Origin of the sequence: Maribacter cobaltidurans (assembly GCF_002269385.1) — a bacterium.
Classification (GTDB): Bacteria; Bacteroidota; Bacteroidia; order Flavobacteriales; family Flavobacteriaceae; genus Maribacter; species Maribacter cobaltidurans.
This window is the reverse complement of record NZ_CP022957.1, coordinates 1,946,710-1,972,793: the sequence shown is the minus strand read 5'-3', so window position 1 is coordinate 1,972,793 and position 26,084 is coordinate 1,946,710. Positions and strand designations below refer to the sequence as shown.

The following is a 26,084-nucleotide window of genomic DNA, read 5'->3' as shown; positions in this document are numbered from 1 at the left end:
TTGAATAAATAAAAAACGCTCACATTGACTTCCTTCGGCTACGCTAAGGATACACCTCTTGCCCAAGGTTTTTTCCACAAAAAAAGTCCTAGCTAACGCTAAGACTTTTTCACCACTCTAGTGGTCCCACCTGGGCTCGAACCAGGGACCCCCTGATTATGAGTCAGGTGCTCTAACCAGCTGAGCTATAGGACCGGTTAATATTTTTGTTTTAGCCACTGCTTTCCGTATCCACTTTTTAGATACTTCTCTCTTTTTCTAGCAGAAGCAATATCCGGGTACGACTCTTTATAAACTAATTCCCATGGTCTATACCCTTTTGTGCTTTTTGTTCTTCCTGAATTGTGCTCTTTTAAACGTCTATCTATATCGGAGGTCATTCCAATATATAATCTTCTGTCTTTTAAGCTACGAAGAACATAAACAATCATAATGTCAATTAAGCAAGTTTGGCTGAGCCCCGCCTACCTGCCGCTAGGTGGGCAAGTATAGGACCCGCAAATTGCGGATGCAATATTAGTGTTTATTTTTATATGCCGCAAGATTTTGTGATGTCATTTCGACAACGCTCCATGGCCAATTATCCCTGTTTAATTTCTTGGCAAAGTTCTATCAATACGCCGTTAGTGGACTTCGGATGTACAAAGACCACCCATTTATTATCGGCACCCTTTCTAGGCGCATCGCCCAGTACCTGAAATCCTTCTTTTTTTAACCGCTCCATCTCCACAATTATATCCTCTACTTCAAAAGCGATGTGATGTATACCTTCCCCTTTATTAGCCAAGAATTTAGCAATGGGGCCATCTTCATTCAGCGATTCCAATAACTCTATCTTATTGGGTCCGGTTTTAAAGAAGGAAGTCCTTACCCCTTCAGAAGCGACTTCTTCCTCTTTATAAGGTCCTTCACCCAACAATTTTTCAAACAAAGCATTGGAATCCTCCAAGTTTTTTACGGCAATCCCCAAATGTTCAATTTTTTTCATGTCAAAATGGTTTACAGGAACGAAGGATATCAACAAGATACATTATTCTGTGTATTTTTGCCGTATGGAAACACAAAGACAACGAAAGATAGCTGGGGTCATCCAAAAGGATATTGTAGCCATACTACAAAAAGCTGCCATAGAAGGTGGGCTTCGGGGCATCTTGATTTCAGTATCTAAGGTTTCCGTTACAACGGACCTTTCCATTGCCAAGGTCTACATCAGTATTTTCCCGACCGAGCAGGCCAAGGAATTGTTGGAGGGCATAAAATCCAACCAACCCTTGATCAAACATGAATTAGCCCAGCGTACCCGAAACCAGTTGCGTAGGGTGCCGGAACTACTGTTCTATTTGGACGATTCGTTGGATTATATCGAAAAAATTGAAAAGTCCTTGAAAAGGGAAGAAAACCCCATTGAGAACAGGGATCTGTTGCCTAGAAGAAAAAAGTCCTGATTTTTGAACTTTCCGCTATATATCGCTAAAAGATATGTGCGCTCCAAGAGCACACAGAATGCGGTGAACATTATCAATTTCATTACCTTTTTGGTCATTGTCATCGGTTCGGCGGCACTGTTTATCGTGCTTTCCGGATTTGCCGGGCTCAAGACCTTTAGCCTTTCCTTTACCAACTCCTTTGACCCGGAGTTAAAAGCACTCCCCGTAGCGGGAAAATTCTTTTCCATTACTCCCGAGCAGGAAAATCGATTGAATAACATTAGTGGCCTTGCTTCCTATTCCAAGGAAATCGAGGAAAAGGTTTATTTAGAGCATAAAGGGAAAAACCATATCGCCTATATTAAGGGCATTGACTCCAATTACACCAAGGTAGTAAATACCGATACCATTTTATATTTGGGCGACTGGACCATTAATGACCAACAGGTGGTTTCTGGAGTAGGTATCGCCAATATCCTTAGTGTGACCATTAACCAATTTAGAAGCCCGATGCAAATCTACGCCTTTAAACCGGGGAAGGGGTCTCTCTCACAAGGGGCTTTAGGCGTAAGTTCGCTCTATAACCGACTGCCGGTTATCATTGGAGGGGTATATGCGGTGGAGGCCGATTTGGATAACAAATATGTATTCGCCGATCTTGCCTTGACCCAGGCCCTTTTGGAAAAAACAGAAAACGATATTTCCGGTATCAATTTTAAACTGAAAGATTCTGCGGATGAGCAAGCTGTTCGTTCCGAAATCAAGGAGGTTTTAGGAGATTCGGTCACTTTGAAAAATCGTCAGGAGCTCAACAGTACGCTTTATAAAATGTTGAATACTGAAAATATGGCGACCTACCTTATCTTTACTTTGGTACTGATCATTGCCCTGTTCAACGTAGTGGGGGCCATTATCATGATGATTTTGGACAAACAACAGAACTCCAAAACTTTGTACAGTTTGGGAACCACCATAAAGGAATTGCGCAACATTTATTTTGTACAGGGAATTTTGGTTACCGGGCTTGGGGGGCTTATCGGGGTGTTGTTGGGGTCGCTATTGGTCTGGTCACAGATTTTCTTTGGCTGGTTAAAAATTACACCTTCATTAGCCTATCCCGTGGAGTTCCAACTAATCAATGTCCTAATCGTATTGGCCACTATATTGGTCCTTGGCGTCATCGCTTCCAAAATAGCCAGTAGCAGAATCAACAAAAAATTGATTGCCTCCTAGGCATGTTCAAATTCGTAATCCCCGAATTTTTCCAGAACCTCATCAAACGCATCAAAAACATCAACCGCATCGTCACTGGTGACCATTTTCATACGATATTCCTTAAAATTAGGGATGCCCTTAAAGTAATTGGTGTAGTGACGTCTGGTTTCGAAAACCCCTAATTTCTCCCCTTTCCAATCAATGGACATTTGCAAATGCCTCCTTGCGGCTTCTACCCGTTCTTTCATGGTTGGGGGGGCAAGATGTTCTCCCGTTTTAAAGTAGTGTTTTACTTCCCTAAAAAACCAAGGGTAACCAATACTGGCCCTACCTATCATGGCGCCGTCCAAACCATATTCATCACGCATCCTAACCGCCGCTTCTGGACTATCCACATCTCCATTACCAAAAACAGGAATATGCATTCTAGGATTGTTCTTTACCTCGGTAATGGGTTCCCATTTGGCGTAGCCCTTGTACATTTGGGCACGGGTTCGTCCGTGTATGGCAATGGCCTTGCATCCTACATCTTGTAGACGTTCGGCCACCTCAACGATTTTTATGGAATCCTCGTCCCAACCCAATCGGGTCTTCACCGTAATGGGGAGTTTGGTATGTTTCACCATAGCATCCGTTAGGGAAACCATGAGGTCTATATCCTTTAAAATGCCCGCTCCGGCACCCTTGGACACCACTTTTTTAACCGGACAACCAAAATTGATGTCGATGATATCCGGATTGGATTTTTCTACAATCTCCACGGACTGCAACATACTGTCCAAGTTGGCTCCAAAAATTTGGATTCCCACAGGACGTTCCTTTTCGTAAATGTCCAACTTCATGACGCTTTTGGCGGCATCACGAATCAACCCTTCGGAAGAAATAAACTCCGTGTAGACCACATCGGCACCCTGTTCCTTACAAAGGGTACGAAAGGGCGGATCGCTCACGTCCTCCATGGGTGCAAGTAACAAAGGAAAATCGGGTAATTCTATGTCGCCAATTTTGGGCATATTACGCAACGTTTTTAACGGGGTGCAAAAATAGTATTAATTTTAAAATGAAATAGTTGCATTGATCTTTTCCCCATTACGGTCTACGGTGACTTCCGTAGTATCCCCTTCCTTAAAAATAGAAAGTGCTCGCATATAGCTCATCATATCCACGACGGTACTGTCACCAAGTTTCACGACTACATCGCCTTTTTGAAGTCCGGCCGCAGCAGCTGGTTTTCCATCAGAAACTCCATCGATTCGCATGCCTTTACCATCATAAAGATAATCGGGCATAACTCCCAAGGCTACTTTAAACCTGGGCGTATCCTCGCTTTCATTTTTCGTTTTTCTAAAAGCAAGCTTGTCATCGTCATCCAAATCGTAAAGTACAGAGAGAATATAGTCACTGATCATTTCCATACCTTTATAATTCAATTTATCAGAATCATCAGAAGGCTTGTGATAGTCCTCATGCTGTCCCGTGAAAAAATGTAGCACTGGAATATCCTGCAAATAGAAAGAAGTATGATCGCTAGGTCCCATACCGGATTCACTCAATACCAACTTAAATCCAGGATTATTTGAGTTCAAAACTTGGCCCCAAATAGGCGTAGTTCCTGTACCGCTGATCGAAAGGGTCTTATCCTCACGCATTCTCCCCACCATATCCATATTGAGCATATAATTTGCTTTAGATAGGTCGATAGTAGGGTTTTTGGAAAAATAATTGCTCCCCAAAAGTCCCATTTCCTCACCTGAAAATGCCATAAAAAGATAGTTGTGCTGGGTAATAGTATCCTTGAGTTTGGCTGCCAAGTTCAATAAAACGGCGACCCCACTGGCATTGTCATCCGCTCCGTTATGAATGGCCTCGCCATCAGCATACAATGAGCCTTCACCCCCCATCCCCAGATGGTCGTAGTGCGCCCCGATAATCACGGTTTTATCTGCCTTGTTATCTATAAAACCAATAACGTTGGTACCGGTAATGGTGCTATCGCCCCCAACAAATTGAACTTCAGAATGTGGATCGGTTTTTGGTTTGAAGCTAAAGGTCTGAAAATACGTGCCCGCATTTCCCTTGGGTAACAATCCTATGTTTTTCATCCGTTCCTGTAAATAGTGGGCCGCCTCCATCTCGTAGGCCGTCCCCGTTTCGCGGCCCTGTAAGCTATCACTGGCTAAAAAGGCTACATCCTCTCGTATAGTCACTTTCTTCTGGGTCTCCTGTTTACAAGAGCCCAACACTATAAAAAAACCGAACAAAAATATTAGATTGCGTAGCATAGCGTTTATTTTTGACAAAAATACACATCTCCATGAGAATTCTATTTGCTTTGGGCCTTATCTGCCTCGTTTCCAGTTGTAAAAACGAAACAAAAACCAACACCAAGCCACAAGAAGAAACCACCTCACTTATGGCCGGTGCCGATACCTTGATCTATCCTGAGGAAAAGTATTTTAAAAGTATACGGCAAATTACGTTTGGTGGGGATAATGCGGAAGCCTATTGGAGCTGGGACGACAAGCAAATGATCTTTCAGTCCAACAATGCCAATTGGGGATTAAACTGTGACCAGATGTTTTTGTTGAACGTGGAAGAGGGTATTCAGGATTCTATTCCTCCTATGGTGAGTACAGGCTATGGCAGAACTACATGTGCCTATTTTCTTCCGGATAATGAACACTTTGTTTATGGTTCTACCCATTTGGCGGACAAAGAGTGCCCCGAGGTACCTTTACGGCGAAACGGTGCCTATGTATGGCCGGTGTATGATTCGTTCGACATTTTTGTCTCGGATCTAGAGGGAAACATCACGGCGCAATTGACTGACGAACCTGGATACGATGCCGAAGCCACCGTGTCGCCCAAGGGAGATAAAATTGTTTTCACTTCTACCCGAAGTGGCGATTTGGAATTGTATACCATGAACTTGGACGGGTCCGATGTTAAGCAGGTTACCAATGAACTGGGCTATGACGGCGGCGCCTTTTTCTCCCCAGACGGCACAAAACTCATTTTTAGGGCATCTAGACCCAAAACCCCCGAGGCCATTAAAAAGTATAAAGATTTATTGGCTGAAGGTTTGGTAGAACCCACCGATATGGAGCTCTTTATTTGTAATGCCGATGGAAGTGATTTGAAACAACTTACTTTTTTGGGTAATGCCAACTGGAGTCCGTTTTTTCACCCCTCGGGAAAAAAGGTATTGTTCTCCAGTAACTTTGAAGCTGAAAAGGGATTTCCTTTCAATTTGTATTTTATTGATATCGACGGCAAGAATCTGGAACGTGTTACACATGGGGAAACCTTTGACGCCTTTCCCGTTTTTTCCAATGATGGCAAATACTTGGCTTTTTCAAGTAATCGCAACAATGGAGGGACACGGGATACCAATCTGTTCATTGCTGAGTGGCAAGAAGCCTCCCCTAACCCTGTCCCTTCCTCTCGCGATAGCTCGTCGGAGGCAGGAGGAGGGGAATGATAATGATATTGTTATCTTTCATTCCATTTGAGCCCGAACTCTTCGGCCATAAGGTCAATGTGCATTTGGTATTGGAATACCTGGCTTTTCTTGTAGGATTTCGTTATTATCTTTTCCTACGGAAAAATTCCACGGACAACATATCCTCAAACAACCGGCTTTCCATTATCATTGGGGCCATTTTTGGAGCACTTTTCTTTTCCCGATTAGTTGCCTTTTTTGAGAACCCGTTCCTGCATTGGAACCAAGGTTGGATTGCCATCTTAAACAATAAGACTATCATGGGCGGCTTGTTCGGCGGGTTATTGGGCGTAGAATTGGCCAAAAAGATTATTGGGGAGCGACAATCGTCTGGGGATTTATTTACCCTTCCCATTATTTTGGGCATCATTATCGGTAGAATTGGGTGTTTCTTAGCGGGTATGAAGGAGTTCGCGTATGGAAAGACAACCCACTTTTTCTTGGGGATGGATTTAGGCGATGGGTTAGATCGTCACCCCATAGCACTTTATGAAATCTGCTTTTTGATTCTGCTGTTCATAGGCCTCAAAAAGCTAGAGCATAGTGCCGTCTCCCTGGAGAATGGATCTTTGTTTAAGGTTTTCATGGTAAGTTATTTTGGATTCCGCTTTTTGGTCGAGTTTTTAAAACCTAATAGTTTTTATATTCTAGGCCTCAGTAGCATTCAGATTTTATGTTTACTTTGTTTCCTTTATTATCACCAATCTATCCGTCAAGGAATATCCTATGCCCGAAAAAAACTACACCTACTATGATTTTACGCTAAGCCTTTGCCCGGATTGTCTTAGAAGGGTGGATGCCAAAATCATATTTGAAAACGAAAAGGTGTATATGCTCAAGAACTGTCTGGAACACGGGCGTTCCAAAGTCTTGATTGCGGACGACATTGAATACTACAAGAACATCCGTAACTATAACAAGGCCTCCGAATATCCAAAAACCTTCAACACCAAAACCCATTATGGTTGCCCCTATGATTGCGGCCTTTGTCCCGATCATGAGCAGCATTCCTGCCTTACGGTAGTCGAATTAACGGATCGCTGTAACCTTACTTGCCCTACCTGTTATGCCGGTTCTTCGCCAACATACGGGAGGCATAGAACCTTGGAAGAGGTAAAAACAATGTTGGATGTTATCGTAAAAAACGAAGGGGAACCCGATGTAGTGCAACTTAGTGGTGGCGAACCCACCTTACATCCTCAGTTTTTCGAAATTTTGGATTATGCAAAATCCTTACCCATTCGCCACTTGATGGTAAATACGAACGGTATTAAAATTGCTAAGGATTTTGAATTTGCTGAGCGCCTGGCAACCTACATGCCCGATTTTGAAGTTTACCTCCAGTTCGATTCCTTGGACAATAGCGTTTTACAGACTTTGAGAGGGGCAGACCTAACGGAAATTCGTCTACAAGCCTTGCAACATTTAAACCAATTAAATCTTTCCACAACTTTGGTAGTGACCCTCCAAAAAGGGCTAAACGACCACGAGATGGGAAAGACCATAGATTTTGCCCTACAACAAAAATGTGTGCGCGGGGTCACCTTTCAACCAACACAGATAGCGGGGCGGTTGGAAAATTTTGAGGTGGACGAAAATAGAATTACCCTTACAGAGGTGCGAAGAAAGATTTTGGAACAATCCCCTATTTTTGAACCGGAAGACCTTATTCCCGTCCCTTGTAACCCAGATGCCCTGGTCATGGCCTATGCCTTAAAATTGGGAAATGAAGTTAGTCCGTTAACGCGCTACATCAACCCGGATGATTTGCTGAACGAAGGAAAAAACACCATCATCTACGAACAGGATGAGCAACTGCATGGCAAAATGATCGAGCTTTTTAGTACGGGTAATTCTGTGGAAAAAGCATCGGAAAACCTAAAAAGTATTATGTGCTGCCTTCCGGAAATAGACGCTCCGGAACTTGGATATGACAATCTTTTCCGCATCATCATCATGCAATTTATAGATGCCTATAATTTTGATGTAAGGGCCATAAAAAAATCCTGCGTGCATATCGTGAACAAGGACAACAAAATCATTCCCTTTGAGACGATGAATCTTTTTTACAGGGATGATAAAATAAATCGGTTAAAAGAACTACAAAAAGAAACACTATGAGCTTATTTCCGCTAGAAGTTGGCAATTTGGATGGCTTGTTCGTACTGATCCTCCTAATCATGTTCGGTCCAGCCGCACTTTTGGGCATTATAGGAATCATTTTGATGACAAAAAACAAAAAGAAGGCAGGAAAGATATTTATGATCCTGGCAGGGGTTTACTTGCTCATAAGCCTTGGTGTTTGTGGGTCCATGATAGTGGGATTATGATTTAAATCCTGTCCCCCTCGTCCGTGCTTTTTCGTTTTTGATTGTCCCTAATTTTGTTGTTTCCAAATTTATATCGGAAACCAATAAGGAATAACCTCGTCTCTCTTCTGGAGAAGGAACTGTTGTCCTGGTTTAGGTAGTTTCTTGTGGAGAAATAATTGCCGTTGTTAAAAACATCATCGATGGACAAGGATACTGCCGCCCTGCGTTGCCAAAAGCTTTTACTAAAGGAAAGTGTCAATTGGCTGGTAGATTCCCTTTTAGAGTTGCCAAAAACCGTGGGAGCGGAATATCGAAACAAAATATCTGCATACAGTGAACGATCCTTCAACAAGGTAAAGTAATTGTTAAACCGCACATGGCTCGTCCAGATACTATTGTCCAAAATAGCCCCGGAATCTATGTCAGTAAAACTATTTTGTTTGTAGTAATGGCTTAGAAGCAGATACGTATCCCAAAAGTTTGTTAGGCTTTTGTTCCACCTGAACTCGGCCCCATAGGTAATATTCGATTCCAGATTAACACTTAAAAAACGTAATAGGTTTGTTTCATTATCCTGAACCACTTGCTCAAAAAAGTCGTTCTTTTTATGAAAATAATAGACCTCTAGCGAGTAGGTCCTGTTTAAGCTATATTCCAAGGAGACATAATTCCTCGTGGCCGGTCTCAGAAATGGGTTTCCCTCAACCACGGAGTTGTTGCTTTGAAAATATTGAAAAGGATTGAGGTCACTATATCGAGGCCTGGAGATGCGTCGGTAGTATCGCATGGCCAAACTATGCTTATCGTTAAACTTATGCTGTACGGACAAAGAAGGGAACATTTGTAGGTATCTATTTTCTACCGATTCGTTTGTGGTATCCAAATTCCCTAAGGTTTCGGTATATTCTGCACGCAAGCCCATATTGAGCTGCCAATCCTTCCAGCTATTGTTCAGACTAACATAGCCCGCCATAATTTGTTCATCATAATCGAAGACTCCTGCTTCCGTTGGGTTGATTCCTGGTTGGGTCCTGTCAAAACCCTCTTGTGTAATGGTAGATTGGGAGTTGATTCCGGAATACCGTAACCCGGTTTCCAAAATGCTTGATTGTTTTATAGGATCGGTATAGTCTACTTGTGCGCTATAGAGCGATGTTTTCTGACCGGATTGTGTGATAAAATCGTTTTCTCCCGTAACCGCTCCATTGATATCAAAAAAATCCGTGTTCAAGTTTTGGCCCCTCTCATAATCATAAAAGGTGTAATTGGTCGCAAAAGTAATTTTCTCCCCTTTTTTTTGAAATTGATGGTTCCAATCCAGATAATAGGCCGTGTTAAAGACCTCATAATCAGAATCGTTTTCTGTGTAAAAGCTGGAGTCCAAGTCGCCAGCCGTGTCCTCAATAATTGTTTGGGAAGTGATATATCTATTGCCGGGCGTGGTGAAGGAATTGATTGAAGAAAAGCTAAGACTATTCCTTTCGTTGATCTCATAATCCAAAAATCCACTAAGATTATGTTGTTTGTCGCGTATAATGTTTTTTTGTTCGGTCGTCCAGACCTCGTTCACTGAATTGGCATCAAAAAAGTTAGTTATGTCCGTAAATCGATTCAAGTTCTTGTTTTGCCTAAAACTATAGGTAAGCGTAAAATCTGTTTTCTTTCCCTTAAAAAAATGATCTGTACCAAGCATATGCTTTGGAAAAACGGCTTGTGTATATCGGTTGTATATTGAGCCGTTATATCCGGCGATAAGGTTCTTCTTCATTTTTACGTCCAATAAAAGACCGCCTTCGGCACTATATTTTGCTGGGGGATTTAAAATAACCTCTACAGATTCCACATTGTCTGCCGAGCTTCCTGATAGAAGATTGACGATATCCGACTGCGGGATATTTACCAATCTCCCATTGATCATTACGCCTATATTGGAGCTTCCCTTAATATTGATTTTATCGTTAATAATGATAACTCCAGGAGTCTGCTTTAGAATGTCCCAAATGTTTCCTTGGGACAAGGAGGTATTTTCTACATTAAAAATGATTCGGTCTGCCTTTTGTTCAATGGTAGGTTTTTTATAGGTGACCTCAACCTCGTCCAGTTCCATCTCCGTTAGTTCAATAATCAAATCGTCCAAGGAAACATTGGAAGTGACCTCTATAGCTCGAATTTCGCTAGTATTATCCAAGTAGCTAGCGGACAATAAGTATGTGCCGGATTTTATATTTTCTATCCTGAACACCCCCCCCTCATCGGTCGCTGACCCTTGCAAGAGAACGGAATCCGTATCCTTGAGCAGAACGTTGGCAAATATAAGGGGTTGGTTGTTTTGGTCAATGACCCTACCAGAAACCTCATGATTTTGGGCCTTAATCACAGTAGTTAAGAGTAAAAAAAGAATTAACGTACTTAATGCGTTTTTCATGGGGCAACCGTAGTAGCCAACGAATATAAACATAGTTGTTCGGAATTATCTTACAGATACACATCTTTGTAAGAATTGCAGGAAACTATTGATAATCTACCTCATTCGGACCCTATTCGGTCTCTTTCCGCTTTTTCTATTTGACGCTGATTGTCCTCCAATCTGAAATTACCAACATTATAGGTAAAGGAAAGTCTAAGGTTTTGTGTTTCCTCCACCGCAATATAGGCATTGTCTTGGTTTAGGTATTTAGAACTATGCCAAGGGTTTGCCTTTCCTAAGATATCATTGAGCGAAAGGCTTATTTGGGCCCGTTTGTTCCAAAAGGACTTTTGAAGCCCCAAGGTAAGGTTAGTCGTTTCTGACATTGTGTAAGAACCGGCCAAAAAACCAGAAAGGTAGGCTAGCCCAAGCTCCCCCTTAAAAGTACCGTCCTTGGAAAGGGTCAAATAATTTGTGATATCAACATAATACCCATTTATCTCGTTAGTTGCTGAAAATGCATCGCTTTCCAGGGCCAAGAAGGTCTCGTCCTCATGAAAAATAGAAATGTAGCTGTAGAGATACCAGTTGTTGGTTATGGATTTTCCATAATTAAAGTCAAAACCATAGGATGTACTTTCCAGAACATTTTGTGTAACGTCCCTGAGTACCTGGTTTTGGTTATCTTGAAAAGAGAGGGTAGATATGTAATTACCATTATCCCGATAATAAAAATCAAAGAAGTATTCCTGTTTTAGCGTGTAATTGAGGTTAAAATTATTGCTAAAATTGGGCACTAAGTTTGGGTTACCTTCATAATAGATGTTTTCATTGATGAATGTCCGGAAAGGGTTTAAATCCTCATATCTGGGTCTTTCTAATTTTCGGGAATAATCAAAAGCAAAACTGTGGTTTTCATTGATGTTGTGGAGTAGGTAAATAGAGGGGAAAAGTTCAAAATATTCTAGGTTATTTACTCTGGCCAATGCCAAAGAGTTACCAGAACTTTGCGTGTGTTCCGCCCTAAGGCCTGCCTTGATGCTCCATTTTTCCCAATCCTTGGAAGCACTAACATAGGCGGCGTACACATTTTCATCATATAAGTAATTGTCCGAAAGCTCAGGCACAAAAATACGCCCGTTGTTCTCCGTAAAAAATTGTAATTGGCTTTCGGAATTTATCAAAGAAGTCTTGACCCCTGTTTCCAAGCTTACCGTGCCCAATAGTTTATTGTAGTCAATTTGAGCGGTTATAATTTCAATATCCTGATCGGCATCCGTAAAGAAACTATAATTTCGGATGAAATCACCGGTAGGTAGAAAATAGTTGGAACTCGCACTTTGGGTTCGGTTTAAATCAAAGGTAGTGTAATGACCATTAAACCTTAAGGCGCCTCCCTCCTTAAAGGAATATTTGTAGGTCAAATCTCCTGAAATATTGTTCTTGGTCTCATCCAACAAACTTGCCGTGGTAAATGTGGAATCCACAGTGCCAATACCATTGGTTATAATGGTATTTTGAAAATTATCATATTCCCTTTCGGGTGAAAGCTGGATGTTTGAAGTAAAATTGATTTCATTTTTATCATTGATGGTATAATCTACCGTAAGGCCCCCATTGTGGGCTTTAAACCTGTTGGTTTTATCAAAATTCGTATCCCATCGAGAAAAGATACCTGTGTCATTTATAAAGTTCGTCCTGTTCTGAACATCTTTAAAATCTTTTCTGGGAACATAGGAGTAAGTGGCATTTAGATTTAATTTTTTGGTTTTGTAAAAATGTGATGTTCCAAAATTATACTTGGGAAATATACCTTGGGTATAATTGGTGGTCACATTCCCTTTGTATCCCAACGAGATGTTTTTGCTTGTAATGATATTCAACACGGCACCGCCCTCTGCATCATACTTTGCCGGTGGATTGTTTATAACCTCTACGGATTTGATATTCTGCCCTTGATAATTTTCCAATAGACTTCTAACCTCAGAAGGGGACAGTTGTACTTTTCGATCATTGATATACACTACAGCAGGCTGGTTTCTAATTTGAAGCTCGTCCTGCATCAAAATGACACCGGGAGTCTGCTTAAGGATATCCCAGGAGGTACTTTGCGAGAGCACTGTGTTTTCCACGTTAAAAATCAACCGATCCACCTTGCGTTCGATTTTAGGTCTAGAGGACACTACAACAACCTCATCCAGTTGCTCAGATTGTTGGGGAATAATCAATGCACCAATCTTGATATCTGATTGGATGTCCAAAGGAAGTCCGTTGGAACTTTTTCCAATGTAGGAGCACCGAACGATATAAAGTCCCGGTTCAATATCGGAAATCAGAAATATTCCGTTTTCATCTGCCGATGCGCCTTTGACCATTGTCGAATCCAAAGCCTGTAGTAAAAAAACCGAAGCAAAAGGAATCGACTCACCCACCTCATCCCTTACCGCACCCGTAAGTTGATAGGATTGGGAAAACGCAACCTGGGCACACCCTAGAAAGGCTAGGAAAAATAGCAGTAGTGGTTTCACTTTTAGTTTGGGTTGAAGTCCAAATCTAACAAATTATCACTGCATTTTATTACAAATAGTCCAATACGCTTTGATTTTGGCTGGATAATGCCTATTTATTTAAATGGACCTAGCTAAAATGTCCATACAAATTAGATTATATTTGCAATTGCTTTTTAAAGGAGGGACATTCCAGATTTAAATAGCACTATTTTTTCAACCGTTGCTATGAAAAACATTCGAAATTTCTGCATTATTGCCCACATTGACCATGGTAAAAGCACCTTGGCCGACAGGCTTTTGGATTTTACGGGTTCCGTTACCGAAAGGGAAAAAAAGGAACAGCTATTGGACAATATGGACCTCGAACGTGAGCGTGGTATTACCATTAAAAGCCATGCCATTCAAATGGATTATACCTATAACGGTGAAAAGTACATCCTAAACCTAATAGACACTCCAGGCCATGTTGATTTTTCCTATGAGGTCTCTCGTTCCATTGCAGCCTGTGAAGGCGCATTGTTGGTGGTGGATGCAGCACAAAGTATTCAGGCACAGACCATATCCAACCTATATCTGGCCTTGGAAAATGATCTGGAAATAATTCCTGTTCTAAACAAAGTGGATTTGCCCAGTGCCAACCCGGAGGAGGTTACAGATGATATTGTGGATCTTTTGGGCTGTAAAGCCGAAGAGGTTATTCCCGCCAGCGCAAAAACGGGGATTGGGATAGAGGAAATCCTAAAGGCAATAATAGAAAGGATTCCGCCGCCAAAAGGCAATCTGGACGAGCCTTTACAGGCACTGGTCTTCGATTCCGTATACAATCCATTTAGGGGGGTTGAAACCTATTTTAGAGTGGTCAACGGCTCCATTAAAAAGAATCAGAAAATAAAATTTGTAGCTACTGGTAAGAGTTATGATGCCGATGAAATAGGCACATTAAAACTAACTCAACATCCTAAAACCATAATCAGTGCAGGAGATGTGGGATATTTGATTACGGGGATAAAAGATGCAAGGGAAGTAAAGGTAGGGGATACGATTACCGATGCGCACGAGCCCACAAAAAACCCTATCGGAGGATTCGAAGATGTAAAACCCATGGTTTTTGCAGGAATTTATCCTGTAGACACGGAAGATTTTGAGGAGTTGAGGTCTTCCATGGAAAAACTTCAGTTAAACGATGCATCCCTAGTATTTACACCGGAGAGTAGTGCCGCCCTGGGGTTTGGTTTTAGATGTGGTTTTTTGGGTATGCTCCACATGGAAATTATACAGGAAAGACTGGAGCGTGAATTTGATATGACCGTAATCACGACCGTGCCCAATGTTAGTTATTATGCATATACCCGAAAGGATCCAGACACTCCAATTATTGTCAACAATCCAAGTGATCTTCCCGACCCTTCAACCATTGACCGGGTGGAAGAACCGTACATAAAGGCTACCATTATTACCAAGGCCGATTTTGTGGGTAACGTAATGTCACTTTGTATTGAAAAAAGAGGACAGATTACCAACCAGACCTATTTGACCACTGAAAGGGTAGAGCTGAATTTTGATATGCCCCTAGCAGAAATAGTATTCGACTTTTATGATCGACTAAAAACAGTCTCCAAGGGCTATGCGTCCTTTGATTATGCCCCGATAGGTATGCGGGCATCAAAACTAGTACGTGTGGATATCTTGTTGAACGCACAACCGGTAGATGCTTTGTCGGCTCTTATCCATTTTGACAACGCGGCCAACATCGGTAAAAAAATGTGCGAAAAGTTGAAAGAGCTCATTCCAAGACAGCAATTTGATATTCCTATTCAAGCAGCCATCGGTTCCAAGATTATTTCCAGGGAAACGATTAAGGCATTAAGAAAGGATGTTACCGCTAAATGTTATGGTGGGGATATATCTAGGAAAAGAAAGTTATTGGAAAAGCAGAAGAAAGGTAAAAAACGAATGCGTCAAGTAGGTAATGTAGAAATTCCGCAACAGGCGTTCATGGCCGTACTGAAACTGAATGACTAATAGTATTCCGGTTTAATAAGCTAAAAATATAAAAGCCCTCTGACCTGTTAAGTATTGGTTTTAGCTTCTGAATCTTTGTTTTTTGATTCTTCATCTATAGGCAAGACTTTTCCAAGGTATACCAATTTTGAGCCTTCCTGAATATCCGTAAAATCCTTGCTGTAAGCGGAAATAATTTTGATAACATTGTCCGGAGTTTTTAGAAACAGCGGAATAACATCCGTATCGGCCTTTGTTATTTCAATGAGCCCTTCGTAATGTTCAGTGTCATTTACTTCTATTTCACGTATTACAGGATTTTTTCTGGCGGTTTCAGTGAGCTTAATAAAGTCGTCCGTATGGGAAAAGAGGCCTTCTTTGGGGTTGTTCTCAGGATCGTTCATCTCTTCGGCATCCACTAATCTAAAAGAGCCGTTTTCCCCAAATTGTTTTTCAAACTTGGAAATGGCATACTTGTTAATGTCAGAGTTTCCCGTTAATGCCATTAAATATCCTATATCGTTAAGTTCAATATTATCGGTCAATGAATCGGAATAGATATTGGCCACAAAAGCTTCAAGGCCAACATTCTTTGCCTTGGTGATATTGGTTTGGTTATTATCTACCAATACCACATGCCTATTGTTTTTTTGAAGATATTCCCCAATTAGTCTAGATACCTTGGATGCACCCAAAATTAAAATCCCCTCAGATTTTTTAAGAAAAACACCTACGGTTTTGGCAAACAGCCTTGCGGTAGTGGCATTTAATAGTACGGTTCCAAGTACGATCATAAAGACGAGGGGAGTTATATACTCCGCGCCAGGTTCCCCCCTGGAAATTAGTTTAGACCCAAAAAGAGAGGCAATACCTGCTGCAACGATACCTCTTGGACCTACCCAACTGATAAAAAGTTTTTCGTTTAGTTTAAGGTTTGAACCCATAGCACTTAAAAAAACGCCCAAGGGCCTAATGATAAATATGATTGACGCAAAAAGAGCGACGGTTTTCCAATTATAGATAAGTTCTAAATCCGCTAAATCTATATTTGCCGCTAAAAGGATAAAGAGAATCGAAATCAATAAAATACTCAGCGACTCCTTAAAATATAGGAGTTCCTTAATATTGGGCAGGTCTATATTTCCTAAGACCATCCCCATAACCACAACAGCCAAAAGGCCCGATTCATGGGCAAAGACATCCGACTCTACAAATACCAAGAGTACTACGGATAATGAAACCACATTTAGCAAATAATGAGGTATAAAATTCTTCTTTATGACAAAGGCCAACGCATGTGCAAAGGTGAATCCAAAAGTAAACCCAAACAATAGAATTTTACCAAACTCTACCAAGGCTGTTTGTGTATAGGCTTGTCCCTCCCCAACACTAATAAATTCAAAAACCAACACTGCCGCCAGTGCCCCAATGGGGTCAATTAAAATACCTTCCCACTTAAGCACAGCGGAAACGTCCTTTTTTAAAGGAATATTTCTCAAAATAGGTGTGATTACCGTTGGCCCGGTAACTATTATTAAAGAGGAAAATAAAAAGGATACCTGCCAGGAAAGACCAAAAATGAAATATGCGGCAACTGCTGCAGCAAAAAAAGTAACTATGCTTCCTAGCGTTATTAGTTTTGTAATTACCGGACCCACATTTCTAATCTCAGAACGTTTTAACGTAAGTCCTCCCTCAAATAAAATGATACTGATGGCCAGCGAAACAAAATAAAAAAGACCTTCTCCTGGAAATAGTCCCTTTTCCCCGTTCCACATGGGCTCAATTAACTTTGAGCCATCCGCAGTATATAGGGTAGATAAGGGCCCAACTATAAGACCTATTAAAATTAAGGGTAATATGGCTGGCAATTTAAAACGCCACGCGACCCATTGTGCAATTATTCCCAGAATGATGATGCCGGCCAGCTCTAGCATGGATTACTTTTTTGCTAAAAATAAGAATTAAAAGGGAGTTGTGAACACAATGATACTCGAATACCTCGCCACCGCTAATAATTACATTCATTTCTATATCCGGGCTATTCTACCAAAAGTGTGCAAATAACATAATTTTCAATTATTAGACTGTTATATGTAAAACATGTAACTTTTTACTTACATTTTCTGAAATAAAAACACTCGAATATAAAATGCTTTACTATTTTTGCTTTGGTACCCCAAAGTGAAAAAACTTGCTTAAACCACCCCTGAAACCTACTATTAAGTTAATAAGGGCCATACAATGAATGATAGTGCGGCCAAAAGTTCGATGCATGACTAACCAAAAGTCAAGGTGCCGGTATGATGTTTAAAAGTAGTCCCTTTAACAAATTTCGCTTAAGCACTCCGCTTTTATCAGGTTTTCTTGTCTTTCTACTAGTATTTTCCCTAGCCTATTATGTGACTTATCAAAGATATCTTATCCTAAAAAACTCCGAAGAAGAGGAGGTGAGAAGAACAGCTAACCGTGTAGAAAGAGAAATGAAAGGTGTATTGGAACAGGGCTTTTCAAGCACACAAAATCTAAGTTTTTTGGTTGAAAACTATGGCGTTCCTGAAGATTTTTCAAAAATTTCAAAGTTAATTCTTAGCACCAACAAAAGCGTGGACGCCCTGGAACTGGTTGATAGTACCGGAGTAATTACGAATGTGTACCCATTGGAAGGGAACGAAGTTTTGGGATTCAATATTTTGACGGATTCCATTGGCAAACCTGGAGCCCTAAAAACCATTGAAAAAGGGAAATACTACATCTCTGGACCAATCGATTTAAAACAAGGAGGGTCAGGTTTCATATGCCGTACGCCCATTTATAACCAAAGTAAATTTGCCGGATTTGCAGCTGCGGTAATTAAACTTAGCTCATTATTGTCAGAAATCCATTTGGATACCTTGGAAAACAATCCGTTTTCTTATCAACTTTCCAAAGCCAACCCAGATGGGTCAGAAAAAATATTCTTTTCCTCGACCCGTGCTTTTCCTGGAAATTCTCTCAAAAATTCGATTAGCGATTATAATGGGGAATGGAAACTACACGTTATTTCCAATAAAAATCCTTCCAAATATGGGTTATATGTGCTGGGAGGATTGGGGTTTTTTATAGCCATGCTCTCAGGTTTCTTTACCAAGTTCATGCTTGAACAGCCAAAAAAATTAAAAGAAAAAGTAGAGCAGAAAACACTTCTTCTAAAAGAAAATGAACAGAAACTAAGGACATTTATAGAACAGGCATCGGATGGAATATTCATAACGGATTTCGATGGTAATATTTTAGAAGCCAACTTACAAGGGGTTGAAATGTTTGGTTATCCCAAAAAAGATTTGCTTCAAAAAAACCTTAGCGACCTTACCACAGAACAGGATTTAACAAAAGTTCCATTAAAATTCATGGAGTTAAAATCCGGCCAGGCCGTATTAACGGAGCGAGAACTATTAAGGAAAGATACGTCTTCCTTTTATGGTGAAGTTAGTGCCAAAAAGTTGACCAATGGTACCATCATGGGAATTGTTAGGGATGTGACCATAAGAAAAGAATTGCAGCGCGCTGCTTTGGACAACCTTCAAAAGTTCAAAAAAGCCTTTAATAGCAAAACCATTGGCATGGCCATCTTTGATGAGCAGCTAAATTTTGTGGACGCCAACTTTTATTTTTTGGAAAAATTAGGGATTGGTAAAGATTTTAGGGGAAAGTCATTAGAAACACTTGTAAATAAGATAGTTGGTGGAAAAGCAAAGAGAGAGGAGGCTTTAAAAGCCCTTGAAAAACATGGAAAGGTTTTGTCCATGAATCTAATTGTTCATACAAAAGACAAGAGGAAAATTCACTTTTCAACTGCCGCGGAAACTTATGAGGTGGATGACAAAAAATATATTCTGGCAACCTATTTGGACATCACAAAGGAAAAGAAGGCCCAGGAACAAATTATATCAAGCGAAAAAAAATATCGCGAGTTGACAGAGCGGATATCAGATGCATTTATTTCTGTTGATACCCATTGGAACCTTACTTATGTCAATGCAAAGGCAAAGGAGTTCATTAAAAACCCCCAACATGAACTTACCGGAAAGAATTTATGGGAAACATTCCCAGAACTTTTGGGCTCCCAAGTAAAATTAGAATTGGAAAGCGCATTAAAAAAACAGAAGGATGTTCATCTAGAACATTTTCATCCTAAGGATAATGTGTGGATAGAAAGTCATGCTTATCCATCCCCAGAAGGACTAACCGTATACTTTAGGGATATAAGTATGAAAAAGCATACGGAACAGGAGAATCAAAAACTTCTGACCGTAGTTGAAAAAAGCCCTGGTTTTATTGGTCTGTCCGGGTTAGATGGAAAGTCTATTTATCTTAACGAATATGGACGGGAATTAGTCGGTTTATCCGCTGAAGATTCAATTGCCCCCCTTTCATTGTTAGATTTCTTTCCAGAAAACGCGCAGGAAATTATAAGGGACGAATATCTTCCCATAATTTTCAAGAGCGGTATCTGGAGCGGGGAAGGTTATCTTAAGCACTTTAAGACAAATAAAAATATTCCCGCCCTACTTTCAGCTTTCATTATAAACGACAAATCCACCAATAAACCCATTGGAATAGGTTCGGTCGCTTTCGATTTAACGGAGCAAAAGAAAACCGAAAGGGAAATACTTGACCTCCAAAACAAAATGGATGCTGCCATTCGAATTGGAAAAATAGGTTATTGGAACTGGAACCTTAAAACGGATATTATTGATTGGTCCGATAGGATGTATGAAATATATGACGTTAAACCTGGTAAAAAAATAGACGCTTCCTTCTCAAAGACACTTGTCCATCCAGATGATCTTGAAATGCACGATGCAATCATTGAAAACAAAATTTCCAACAGGGACAATAGTTCCTTTTCCTATAGAATCGTCCACAGGGATAAATCCATAAAATACGTTAGGGTACAAATGGAAGTGACTACGGACGTCCACGGGAACCCAGTCACCTATCAAGGTACCGCAGTCGATATTACCGAAACAAAAATGTTCGAGGAAAGACTTGAAAAACAGAACGCTGAACTGATCAAGACCAATTCTGAACTAGATCGCTTCGTTTACAGTGCCTCACATGAACTTAGGGCGCCATTGTCCTCATTATTAGGCTTATTGAACATAATGAAAATTGACGAGAAAAGGGAGGTGGTGGTTGAAAGACTGGTGATGATGGAGAACTCCATCATGCGTTTGGATGGATTTATAGGAGATATTATAGCCTATTCCAGAAATAAACATTTGGATCTTAAAAAAGAAGAAGTGAATTTTAACATCTTGATAGAAAAGGTATTGGAGGATTTATGGTATCTTAAGAACACCAATAAAATTAGTATATCGACAAAAATTGATACCGGTTCTAAATTTTACTCGGACAGTAAGAGTATTTCCGTTCTTCTGAACAATTTTTTGTCCAATGCCATAAAATATTATGATCCTAAGAAATCCGCACCGTACATTCGGATTAACGTAGAGACAACAAGAGAAAACGCCGTCGTAGAAATCAAGGACAACGGCATAGGTATAAAAAAGAAGAGCCATGAGAAAATATATGATATGTTCTACCGGGATTCAACAAGCGAAATGGGCTCCGGGATTGGGCTATTCATTGTAAAGGAAATAATGGAAAAACTAGGAGGGACTATTGCGCTTGAATCCAAACCTGGAATAGGTTCCACCTTCATTCTAACATTGCCTAATTATTATTCCAAAGACTAAAGAAACAATATGAGAGTATTATTGATCGATGATTCTGAAATAGACAACTATATTAACAAGGCCATTATTTCAAAATCTACACGTATAACGGATGTTGTAGTAAAACCATCTGGAGTCAAGGCGCTTGATTATTTAAAGGAAATTGAAGAAAATCCTGATGAGTTTCCGGACATTATTTTTTTGGACATTAGAATGCCGGAAATGGACGGCTATGAGTTTATAGAAAATTATAAGGAGCTGCCCCAAGAAAACAAGGACAAATGTAGGATATTCATGTTGAGCTCATCCATAAACCCAAAGGACCTCGAACGTTCTGAGAGTTATCGGGAAATAGAAAAACATCTTTCCAAGCCCTTGGCCCACCATAATATAGAGGAATTGTTGAAGAATCGTGAATAACCTCCTATTTGCCCAATCGGTTTTGTAAGCGAAGTGCTCAACTTTAACGGTGTTTTTGGGCCTTAGCAAGTTAAAAACTCTTAAACAACCTGTTTTTCCTAATCATTTTAATTAATTTTCCCAACTTATACTGTTTATTACCCAGTAGATTCATGAATCTATATCCTGTTGAATGCGGAAATTTTAAGTTAGATGGAGGGGCCATGTTCGGAGTAGTTCCCAAAACGCTCTGGCAAAGAACAAATCCCGCAGATAACAACAATTTAATTGATATTGCTGCCAGAAGTCTTTTAATACAGGAAAGTGACAGGCTTATTCTTATAGATACAGGGCTTGGCAATAAACAATCCGATAAATTTTTTGGACATTACCATCGATGGGGTGATTTTTCCTTAGAAAAATCATTACACCAATTAGGGGTTGGCAAAGAAGATATTACCGACGTATTTCTGACACATCTTCACTTTGACCATTGTGGTGGTTGTATTCAGTGGAACAAGAATAGAACAGGATATGAGCCTGCATTTAAAAATGCCCGTTTTTGGACCAATAAAAATCATTGGGAATGGGCCACAAACCCAAACGCCAGGGAAAAGGCCTCCTTTTTGTCGGAAAATTTATTGCCCATGGAAGAAAGTGGTCAATTAAGCTTTGTTGAAAACCACGGCTCTTCCTTTTATAAAAATAGTCCAGAATTTAGCTTTGGCATCTATTTTGTTGATGGGCATACAGAAAAACAAATGTTGCCGCTTATTGAATACAAAGGTAAAACACTGGTTTTTGTGGCCGATTTAATTCCTACCGTAGGACATATACCATTGCCATATGTTATGGGTTATGACACAAGGCCGCTACTGACTTTATCCGAAAAAGAAAACTTTCTAAATGAAGCTGCGGAAAAAAACTATTTTCTCTTCTTTGAGCACGATGCGCACAATCAGCTTTGTACGCTTAAAAAAACGGATAAAGGGGTAAGGTTGGACCAAACCTATACCTTCGATGAAATCTTTAACTAAAACACCAAAAATTAATTTTAAAATCACATATGATACGCTTAATTACTAAATCATTCTTAGTGCTTTCTTTCGTCTCACTAGTTGGGTGCGGGGGAACTGGAGGTCTAATTTTAACACCTGTAGAAAATATTGATTCTGTTCCCCTGAAGGTTTCGGACCTTACCGAAGCAGAAAAGAAAAACTGGGGGCATTTGGACCTAGCCACGGATACCATTCCTGGAATGAGTGTTGACAAAGCTTATGATGAAATCATCAAAAATAAAAAAGGAAAAAAGGTTATTGTTGCTGTTCTCGACTCAGGAATTGACCTCAACCATGAAGATTTGGACGGGGTTATTTGGACCAATACGGACGAAAAGCCAGGGAACAATAAAGATGACGACAACAATGGTTATGTGGATGATATCCATGGATATAATTTCTTGGGAGAGTCATACAACGAGCAGCTTGAATATGTTCGAATGATACGTTTGAACATTGGTGACCAAACCACCCTAGCGAAAGCAAAGGGAAAATTATCCGAAGAATATGCAAGCGCCCAGCAGAACAAGGAGCGATATGAGCAAATTTTACAGGCCGTTAAAAATGCGGATGCAGAGGTAAAGGAGTTTCTTGGAAAGGAAAATTATTCTAAGGAAGATGTCGCCGGTATTGAAGCTAGAACCGAAGCAATGCAGCGTAACAAAGCGGTGTTAATGCAAATGTATTCCTTTAAGGATACCATTCCAGAGGTTATTGAAGAGCTAGGTGAGGGTATTAAATATTTTACGGAACAGCTTAATTACAACCTCAACAAGGACTTTAATGGAAGGGAAATTGTTGGTGATGACCCATACGATTACAACGATACCGATTACGGAAACGGCAATCCCAAGAATAGGGTTGATGATGAAAGTCATGGCACCCATGTGGCCGGAATCATTGCGGCGGAAAGGAACAATGGCCTTGGGGCAAACGGTGTGGCCAATAATGTGGAAATTATGAGTATCCGCGCTGTTCCCAATGGAGACGAGTATGACAAGGACATAGCGCGTGGAATAAGGTACGCGGTTGATAATGGTGCTAAAATTATCAATGGAAGTTTTGGAAAATCCTATTCGCCCAATGCGCAATGGGTATATGACGCCATAAAATATGCTGCAGACAATGATGTGTTATTCGTGCATGCTGCAGGTAACGACGGTGCAAACCTAGATGATCCTGCAAATCCCAATTACCCTAATGATCAAATAAACAATGGGGCGGAATTTGCGGACAACGTCATTACCGTAGGGGCCTTAGATCCCAACTATGGTTCAGAGCTAGTGGCTTCCTATTCCAACTACGGGAAAATTAATGTGGATGTTTTTGCCCCTGGTACCGATATCTATTCTACCTATCCCAACAACACGTATGAATATTCCCCTGGAACCTCCATGGCCGCACCTGCCGTAGCCGGTGTTGCAGCCTTAATACTATCACAGTATCCTAACTTAAGTGCCAAACAGGTAAAGAAAATTATCCTTAACTCCGGCTTACCGGTAAAAACCAAGGTAATTTTGGGTGGTGATAACACAAAAAGTGCTGGTCTTAGTGAAATATCAACTTCAGGTAAAATAGTAAATGCCTACAATGCCCTTATCATGGCAAGCAAGGTAAGCAGCGGTCAACTAGAATTATAATTTAAGAACACAGACAAAATGAGGAAACTAATTCTTTCTGCTTTAGTAATTTTGGCCGTAGGTGCCTTTTCCTATGCCCAAAATCAGACAAATTATTGGCAACAACATGTAGACTATACCATGGATGTAAACATGGATGTTGAAAATTACCAGTACACCGGAACCCAAAAGCTGGTATATACCAATAACTCTCCCGATGAATTGAACAGGGTCTATTACCATCTATATTTTAACGCCTTTCAACCTGGAAGTGAAATGGACATAAGGCTTCAGAATATACAAGACCCTGATAGAAGAATGATTACCGAGGACAAAAAAAGTCGTATAGCGAGTCTTTCGGAAAGCGAAATTGGATACCTTCATGTGGAATCGCTTACACAGGACGGGGAAAAAGTAGACTTTCAAGAGGAGGGCACGGTTCTAGTTGTGGATTTGCCGAAGCCTATTCCCTCAGGAGGCAAAACAACTTTCGAAATGACTTTTAAGGGTCAGGTGCCCGTTCAGATCAGAAGGTCGGGCCGTAATAATGCCGATGGGGTAGCCCTTTCCATGAGCCAATGGTATCCAAAATTGGCCGAATATGATTTTGAGGGGTGGCACGCCGATCCCTATATTGCAAGGGAATTTCATGGTGTGTGGGGCGATTTTGACGTGAAATTAACCTTGGATAAGGACTACGTTGTGGGAGGAACCGGTTATCTGCAGAATCCGCAGGAAATAGGACATGGTTATGAAGCCCCTGGAACATCCATCAAAAAACAAAAGGGTAAAACCTTGACATGGCACTTTAAAGCGCCCATGGTCCATGATTTTATGTGGGCAGCAGATCCGGATTATGTTCACGATACCCTTCAAATGGAAGATGGCCCAACACTTCATTTCCTGTATAAGAACGACCCTAAATTTTTAGAAAATTGGAAGGCCGTACAGCCAATGACAGAAAAGGCCATGAACTTCTTTAGCAGAAACATAGGCAAATACCCTTATGACCAATACTCCGTTATACAAGGAGGGGATGGAGGTATGGAATATGCCATGGCAACATTGATTACCGGTGGTGATAAACCGGGAAGCGTCATTGGCACCATGATCCATGAATTGGCCCACTCTTGGTTTCAACATGTATTGGCGACCAATGAAGCCAAACACGAATGGATGGACGAAGGATTCACCTCTTTTATATCGGCGCTGTGCAGTAATGAAATCCGTGAACAAAATAAGGAAAACCCTTTTGAAAATTCCTATAAAGGCTATTACAACCTGGCCCTTTCTGGAAAGGAACAACCCATGAGCACGCATGCGGACCGCTATGATTTAAATTTTGCTTACGGAATATCGGCCTACAGTAAGGGAGCCGTCTTTTTGGCCCAACTGGGATATATTATAGGACAGGACAAACTCATGGAGACCATACGGAAATATTACGAGGACTTTAAATTCAAGCATCCTGTGCCCAATGATATTAAAAGAACTGCCGAAAAGGTTTCCGGTATGGAGTTGGATTGGTATCTGACCGATTGGACCCAGACCACCAATATCATAGATTACGGAATAAAATCCGTTGATTCAGAAGAAAACGGAACAAAGGTCACCATGGAAAGGATAGGCTTAATGCCCATGCCTTTGGATATTTTAGTAGTATACAAAGATGGCTCAAGGGAGACCTTTTATGCGCCGTTAAGAATGATGCGTGGAGAAAAGGAGAACCCCTATCCCCAAATTGATAGAACGGTATTGCCGGATTGGCCTTGGGCATATTCCAGTTATGACTTTACTGTAAATAGACCCATTTCGGATATTCAGGCCGTAGTTATTGACCCGTCCCAGTTAATGGCCGATGTAAACGCCGAAAACAATGTTTGGCAAGCGGAAAACTAGGGTCCGTCTGCACTA

Annotated in this window: 19 protein-coding genes and 1 tRNA gene; 12 read left to right on the top strand and 8 right to left on the bottom strand. The window is 40.7% G+C overall.

What is annotated here, in order from left to right; all coding sequences use genetic code 11:
* Positions 1 to 121: 121 nt before the first annotated feature.
* From CJ263_RS08580 to mce, 3 genes are all read right to left on the bottom strand, one after another.
* Positions 122 to 195 (bottom strand) — tRNA-Ile (locus CJ263_RS08580).
* A 2-nt stretch (positions 196 to 197) separates the two neighbouring features.
* A complete protein-coding gene (locus CJ263_RS08575) occupies positions 198 to 380 on the bottom strand; it encodes a GIY-YIG nuclease family protein (RefSeq protein ID WP_317044133.1) in 183 nt (60 codons plus the stop codon).
* Between the two features lie 200 nt (positions 381 to 580).
* Entirely contained in the window at positions 581 to 988 is a 408-nt protein-coding gene (gene mce, locus CJ263_RS08570; protein WP_094996887.1) for a methylmalonyl-CoA epimerase, read from the bottom strand.
* Positions 989 to 1,052: 64 nt separating this feature from the next.
* Between mce and rbfA the strand changes: the two genes are divergently transcribed.
* Together rbfA and CJ263_RS08560 are read left to right on the top strand one after the other, a co-directional pair.
* Positions 1,053 to 1,445, top strand: coding sequence for a 30S ribosome-binding factor RbfA (gene rbfA, locus CJ263_RS08565; protein ID WP_094999172.1), 393 nt, complete (start codon positions 1,053 to 1,055; stop codon positions 1,443 to 1,445).
* A gap of 3 nt (positions 1,446 to 1,448) precedes the next feature.
* On the top strand, positions 1,449 to 2,660 hold the full coding sequence (locus CJ263_RS08560) for an FtsX-like permease family protein (protein ID WP_094996886.1): 1,212 nt from the start codon (positions 1,449 to 1,451) through the stop codon (positions 2,658 to 2,660).
* Here the strand turns inward: CJ263_RS08560 and dusB are convergent.
* Both dusB and CJ263_RS08550 read right to left on the bottom strand, forming a co-directional pair.
* Positions 2,657 to 3,655, bottom strand: a complete 999-nt coding sequence (dusB, locus tag CJ263_RS08555) for a tRNA dihydrouridine synthase DusB (protein ID WP_094996885.1) — start codon at positions 3,653 to 3,655, stop codon at positions 2,657 to 2,659. The two genes, CJ263_RS08560 and dusB, sit on opposite strands and share 4 nt — an antisense overlap.
* A 42-nt stretch (positions 3,656 to 3,697) precedes the next feature.
* The gene (locus CJ263_RS08550; protein WP_094996884.1) at positions 3,698 to 4,924 is read right to left on the bottom strand and encodes a M28 family peptidase; all 1,227 of its coding nucleotides are present in this window, start codon (positions 4,922 to 4,924) and stop codon (positions 3,698 to 3,700) included.
* A gap of 32 nt (positions 4,925 to 4,956) precedes the next feature.
* Between CJ263_RS08550 and CJ263_RS08545 the strand changes: the two genes are divergently transcribed.
* Genes CJ263_RS08545 through CJ263_RS08530 form a run of 4 tightly spaced genes read left to right on the top strand, consistent with a single transcriptional unit; the run spans position 4,957 to position 8,474 of the window.
* Complete coding sequence (locus tag CJ263_RS08545) at positions 4,957 to 6,123, top strand: TolB family protein (protein WP_094996883.1); 1,167 nt, start codon at positions 4,957 to 4,959, stop codon at positions 6,121 to 6,123.
* Positions 6,124 to 6,125: 2 nt separating this feature from the next.
* A complete protein-coding gene (locus tag CJ263_RS08540; protein WP_094996882.1) occupies positions 6,126 to 6,899 on the top strand; it encodes a prolipoprotein diacylglyceryl transferase family protein in 774 nt (257 codons plus the stop codon).
* A complete protein-coding gene (locus tag CJ263_RS08535; protein WP_094996881.1) occupies positions 6,871 to 8,265 on the top strand; it encodes a radical SAM protein in 1,395 nt (464 codons plus the stop codon). The genes CJ263_RS08540 and CJ263_RS08535 overlap by 29 nt, the downstream gene beginning before the upstream one ends.
* Positions 8,262 to 8,474, top strand: coding sequence for a hypothetical protein (locus tag CJ263_RS08530; RefSeq protein ID WP_094996880.1), 213 nt, complete (start codon positions 8,262 to 8,264; stop codon positions 8,472 to 8,474). The genes CJ263_RS08535 and CJ263_RS08530 overlap by 4 nt, the downstream gene beginning before the upstream one ends.
* A gap of 1 nt (position 8,475) precedes the next feature.
* Here the strand turns inward: CJ263_RS08530 and CJ263_RS08525 are convergent, their stop codons facing one another.
* A complete protein-coding gene (locus CJ263_RS08525) occupies positions 8,476 to 10,881 on the bottom strand; it encodes an outer membrane beta-barrel family protein (protein ID WP_158657114.1) in 2,406 nt (801 codons plus the stop codon).
* Positions 10,882 to 10,982: 101 nt separating this feature from the next.
* Entirely contained in the window at positions 10,983 to 13,391 is a 2,409-nt protein-coding gene (locus tag CJ263_RS08520; RefSeq protein ID WP_094996878.1) for an outer membrane beta-barrel family protein, read from the bottom strand.
* Between the two features lie 207 nt (positions 13,392 to 13,598).
* Here CJ263_RS08520 and lepA point away from each other — a divergent pair, with 207 nt between their 5' ends.
* Positions 13,599 to 15,395, top strand: coding sequence for a translation elongation factor 4 (lepA, locus tag CJ263_RS08515; protein ID WP_094996877.1), 1,797 nt, complete (start codon positions 13,599 to 13,601; stop codon positions 15,393 to 15,395).
* A gap of 47 nt (positions 15,396 to 15,442) precedes the next feature.
* On the opposite strand, the gene CJ263_RS08510 is transcribed toward lepA, so the two are convergent.
* Positions 15,443 to 17,311: a cation:proton antiporter gene (locus CJ263_RS08510; protein ID WP_094996876.1), complete on the bottom strand. Its 1,869-nt coding sequence runs from the start codon at positions 17,309 to 17,311 to the stop codon at positions 15,443 to 15,445.
* 366 nt (positions 17,312 to 17,677) lie between these two features.
* Between CJ263_RS08510 and CJ263_RS08505 the strand changes: the two genes are divergently transcribed.
* The 5 genes from CJ263_RS08505 (at position 17,678) to CJ263_RS08485 (ending at position 26,069) form a co-directional block, all read left to right on the top strand.
* Positions 17,678 to 21,115, top strand: coding sequence for a PAS domain S-box protein (locus CJ263_RS08505; protein ID WP_094996875.1), 3,438 nt, complete (start codon positions 17,678 to 17,680; stop codon positions 21,113 to 21,115).
* Positions 21,116 to 21,124: 9 nt separating this feature from the next.
* Complete coding sequence (locus CJ263_RS08500) at positions 21,125 to 21,514, top strand: response regulator (RefSeq protein ID WP_094996874.1); 390 nt, start codon at positions 21,125 to 21,127, stop codon at positions 21,512 to 21,514.
* A 152-nt stretch (positions 21,515 to 21,666) separates the two neighbouring features.
* The gene (locus CJ263_RS08495; protein ID WP_094996873.1) at positions 21,667 to 22,530 is read left to right on the top strand and encodes an MBL fold metallo-hydrolase; all 864 of its coding nucleotides are present in this window, start codon (positions 21,667 to 21,669) and stop codon (positions 22,528 to 22,530) included.
* 29 nt (positions 22,531 to 22,559) lie between these two features.
* Positions 22,560 to 24,191 (top strand): S8 family peptidase, encoded by a 1,632-nt coding sequence (locus CJ263_RS08490; protein WP_094996872.1) that lies wholly within the window; start codon positions 22,560 to 22,562, stop codon positions 24,189 to 24,191.
* Positions 24,192 to 24,209: 18 nt separating this feature from the next.
* Complete coding sequence (locus CJ263_RS08485; RefSeq protein WP_094996871.1) at positions 24,210 to 26,069, top strand: M1 family metallopeptidase; 1,860 nt, start codon at positions 24,210 to 24,212, stop codon at positions 26,067 to 26,069.
* Positions 26,070 to 26,084: the final 15 nt, after the last annotated feature.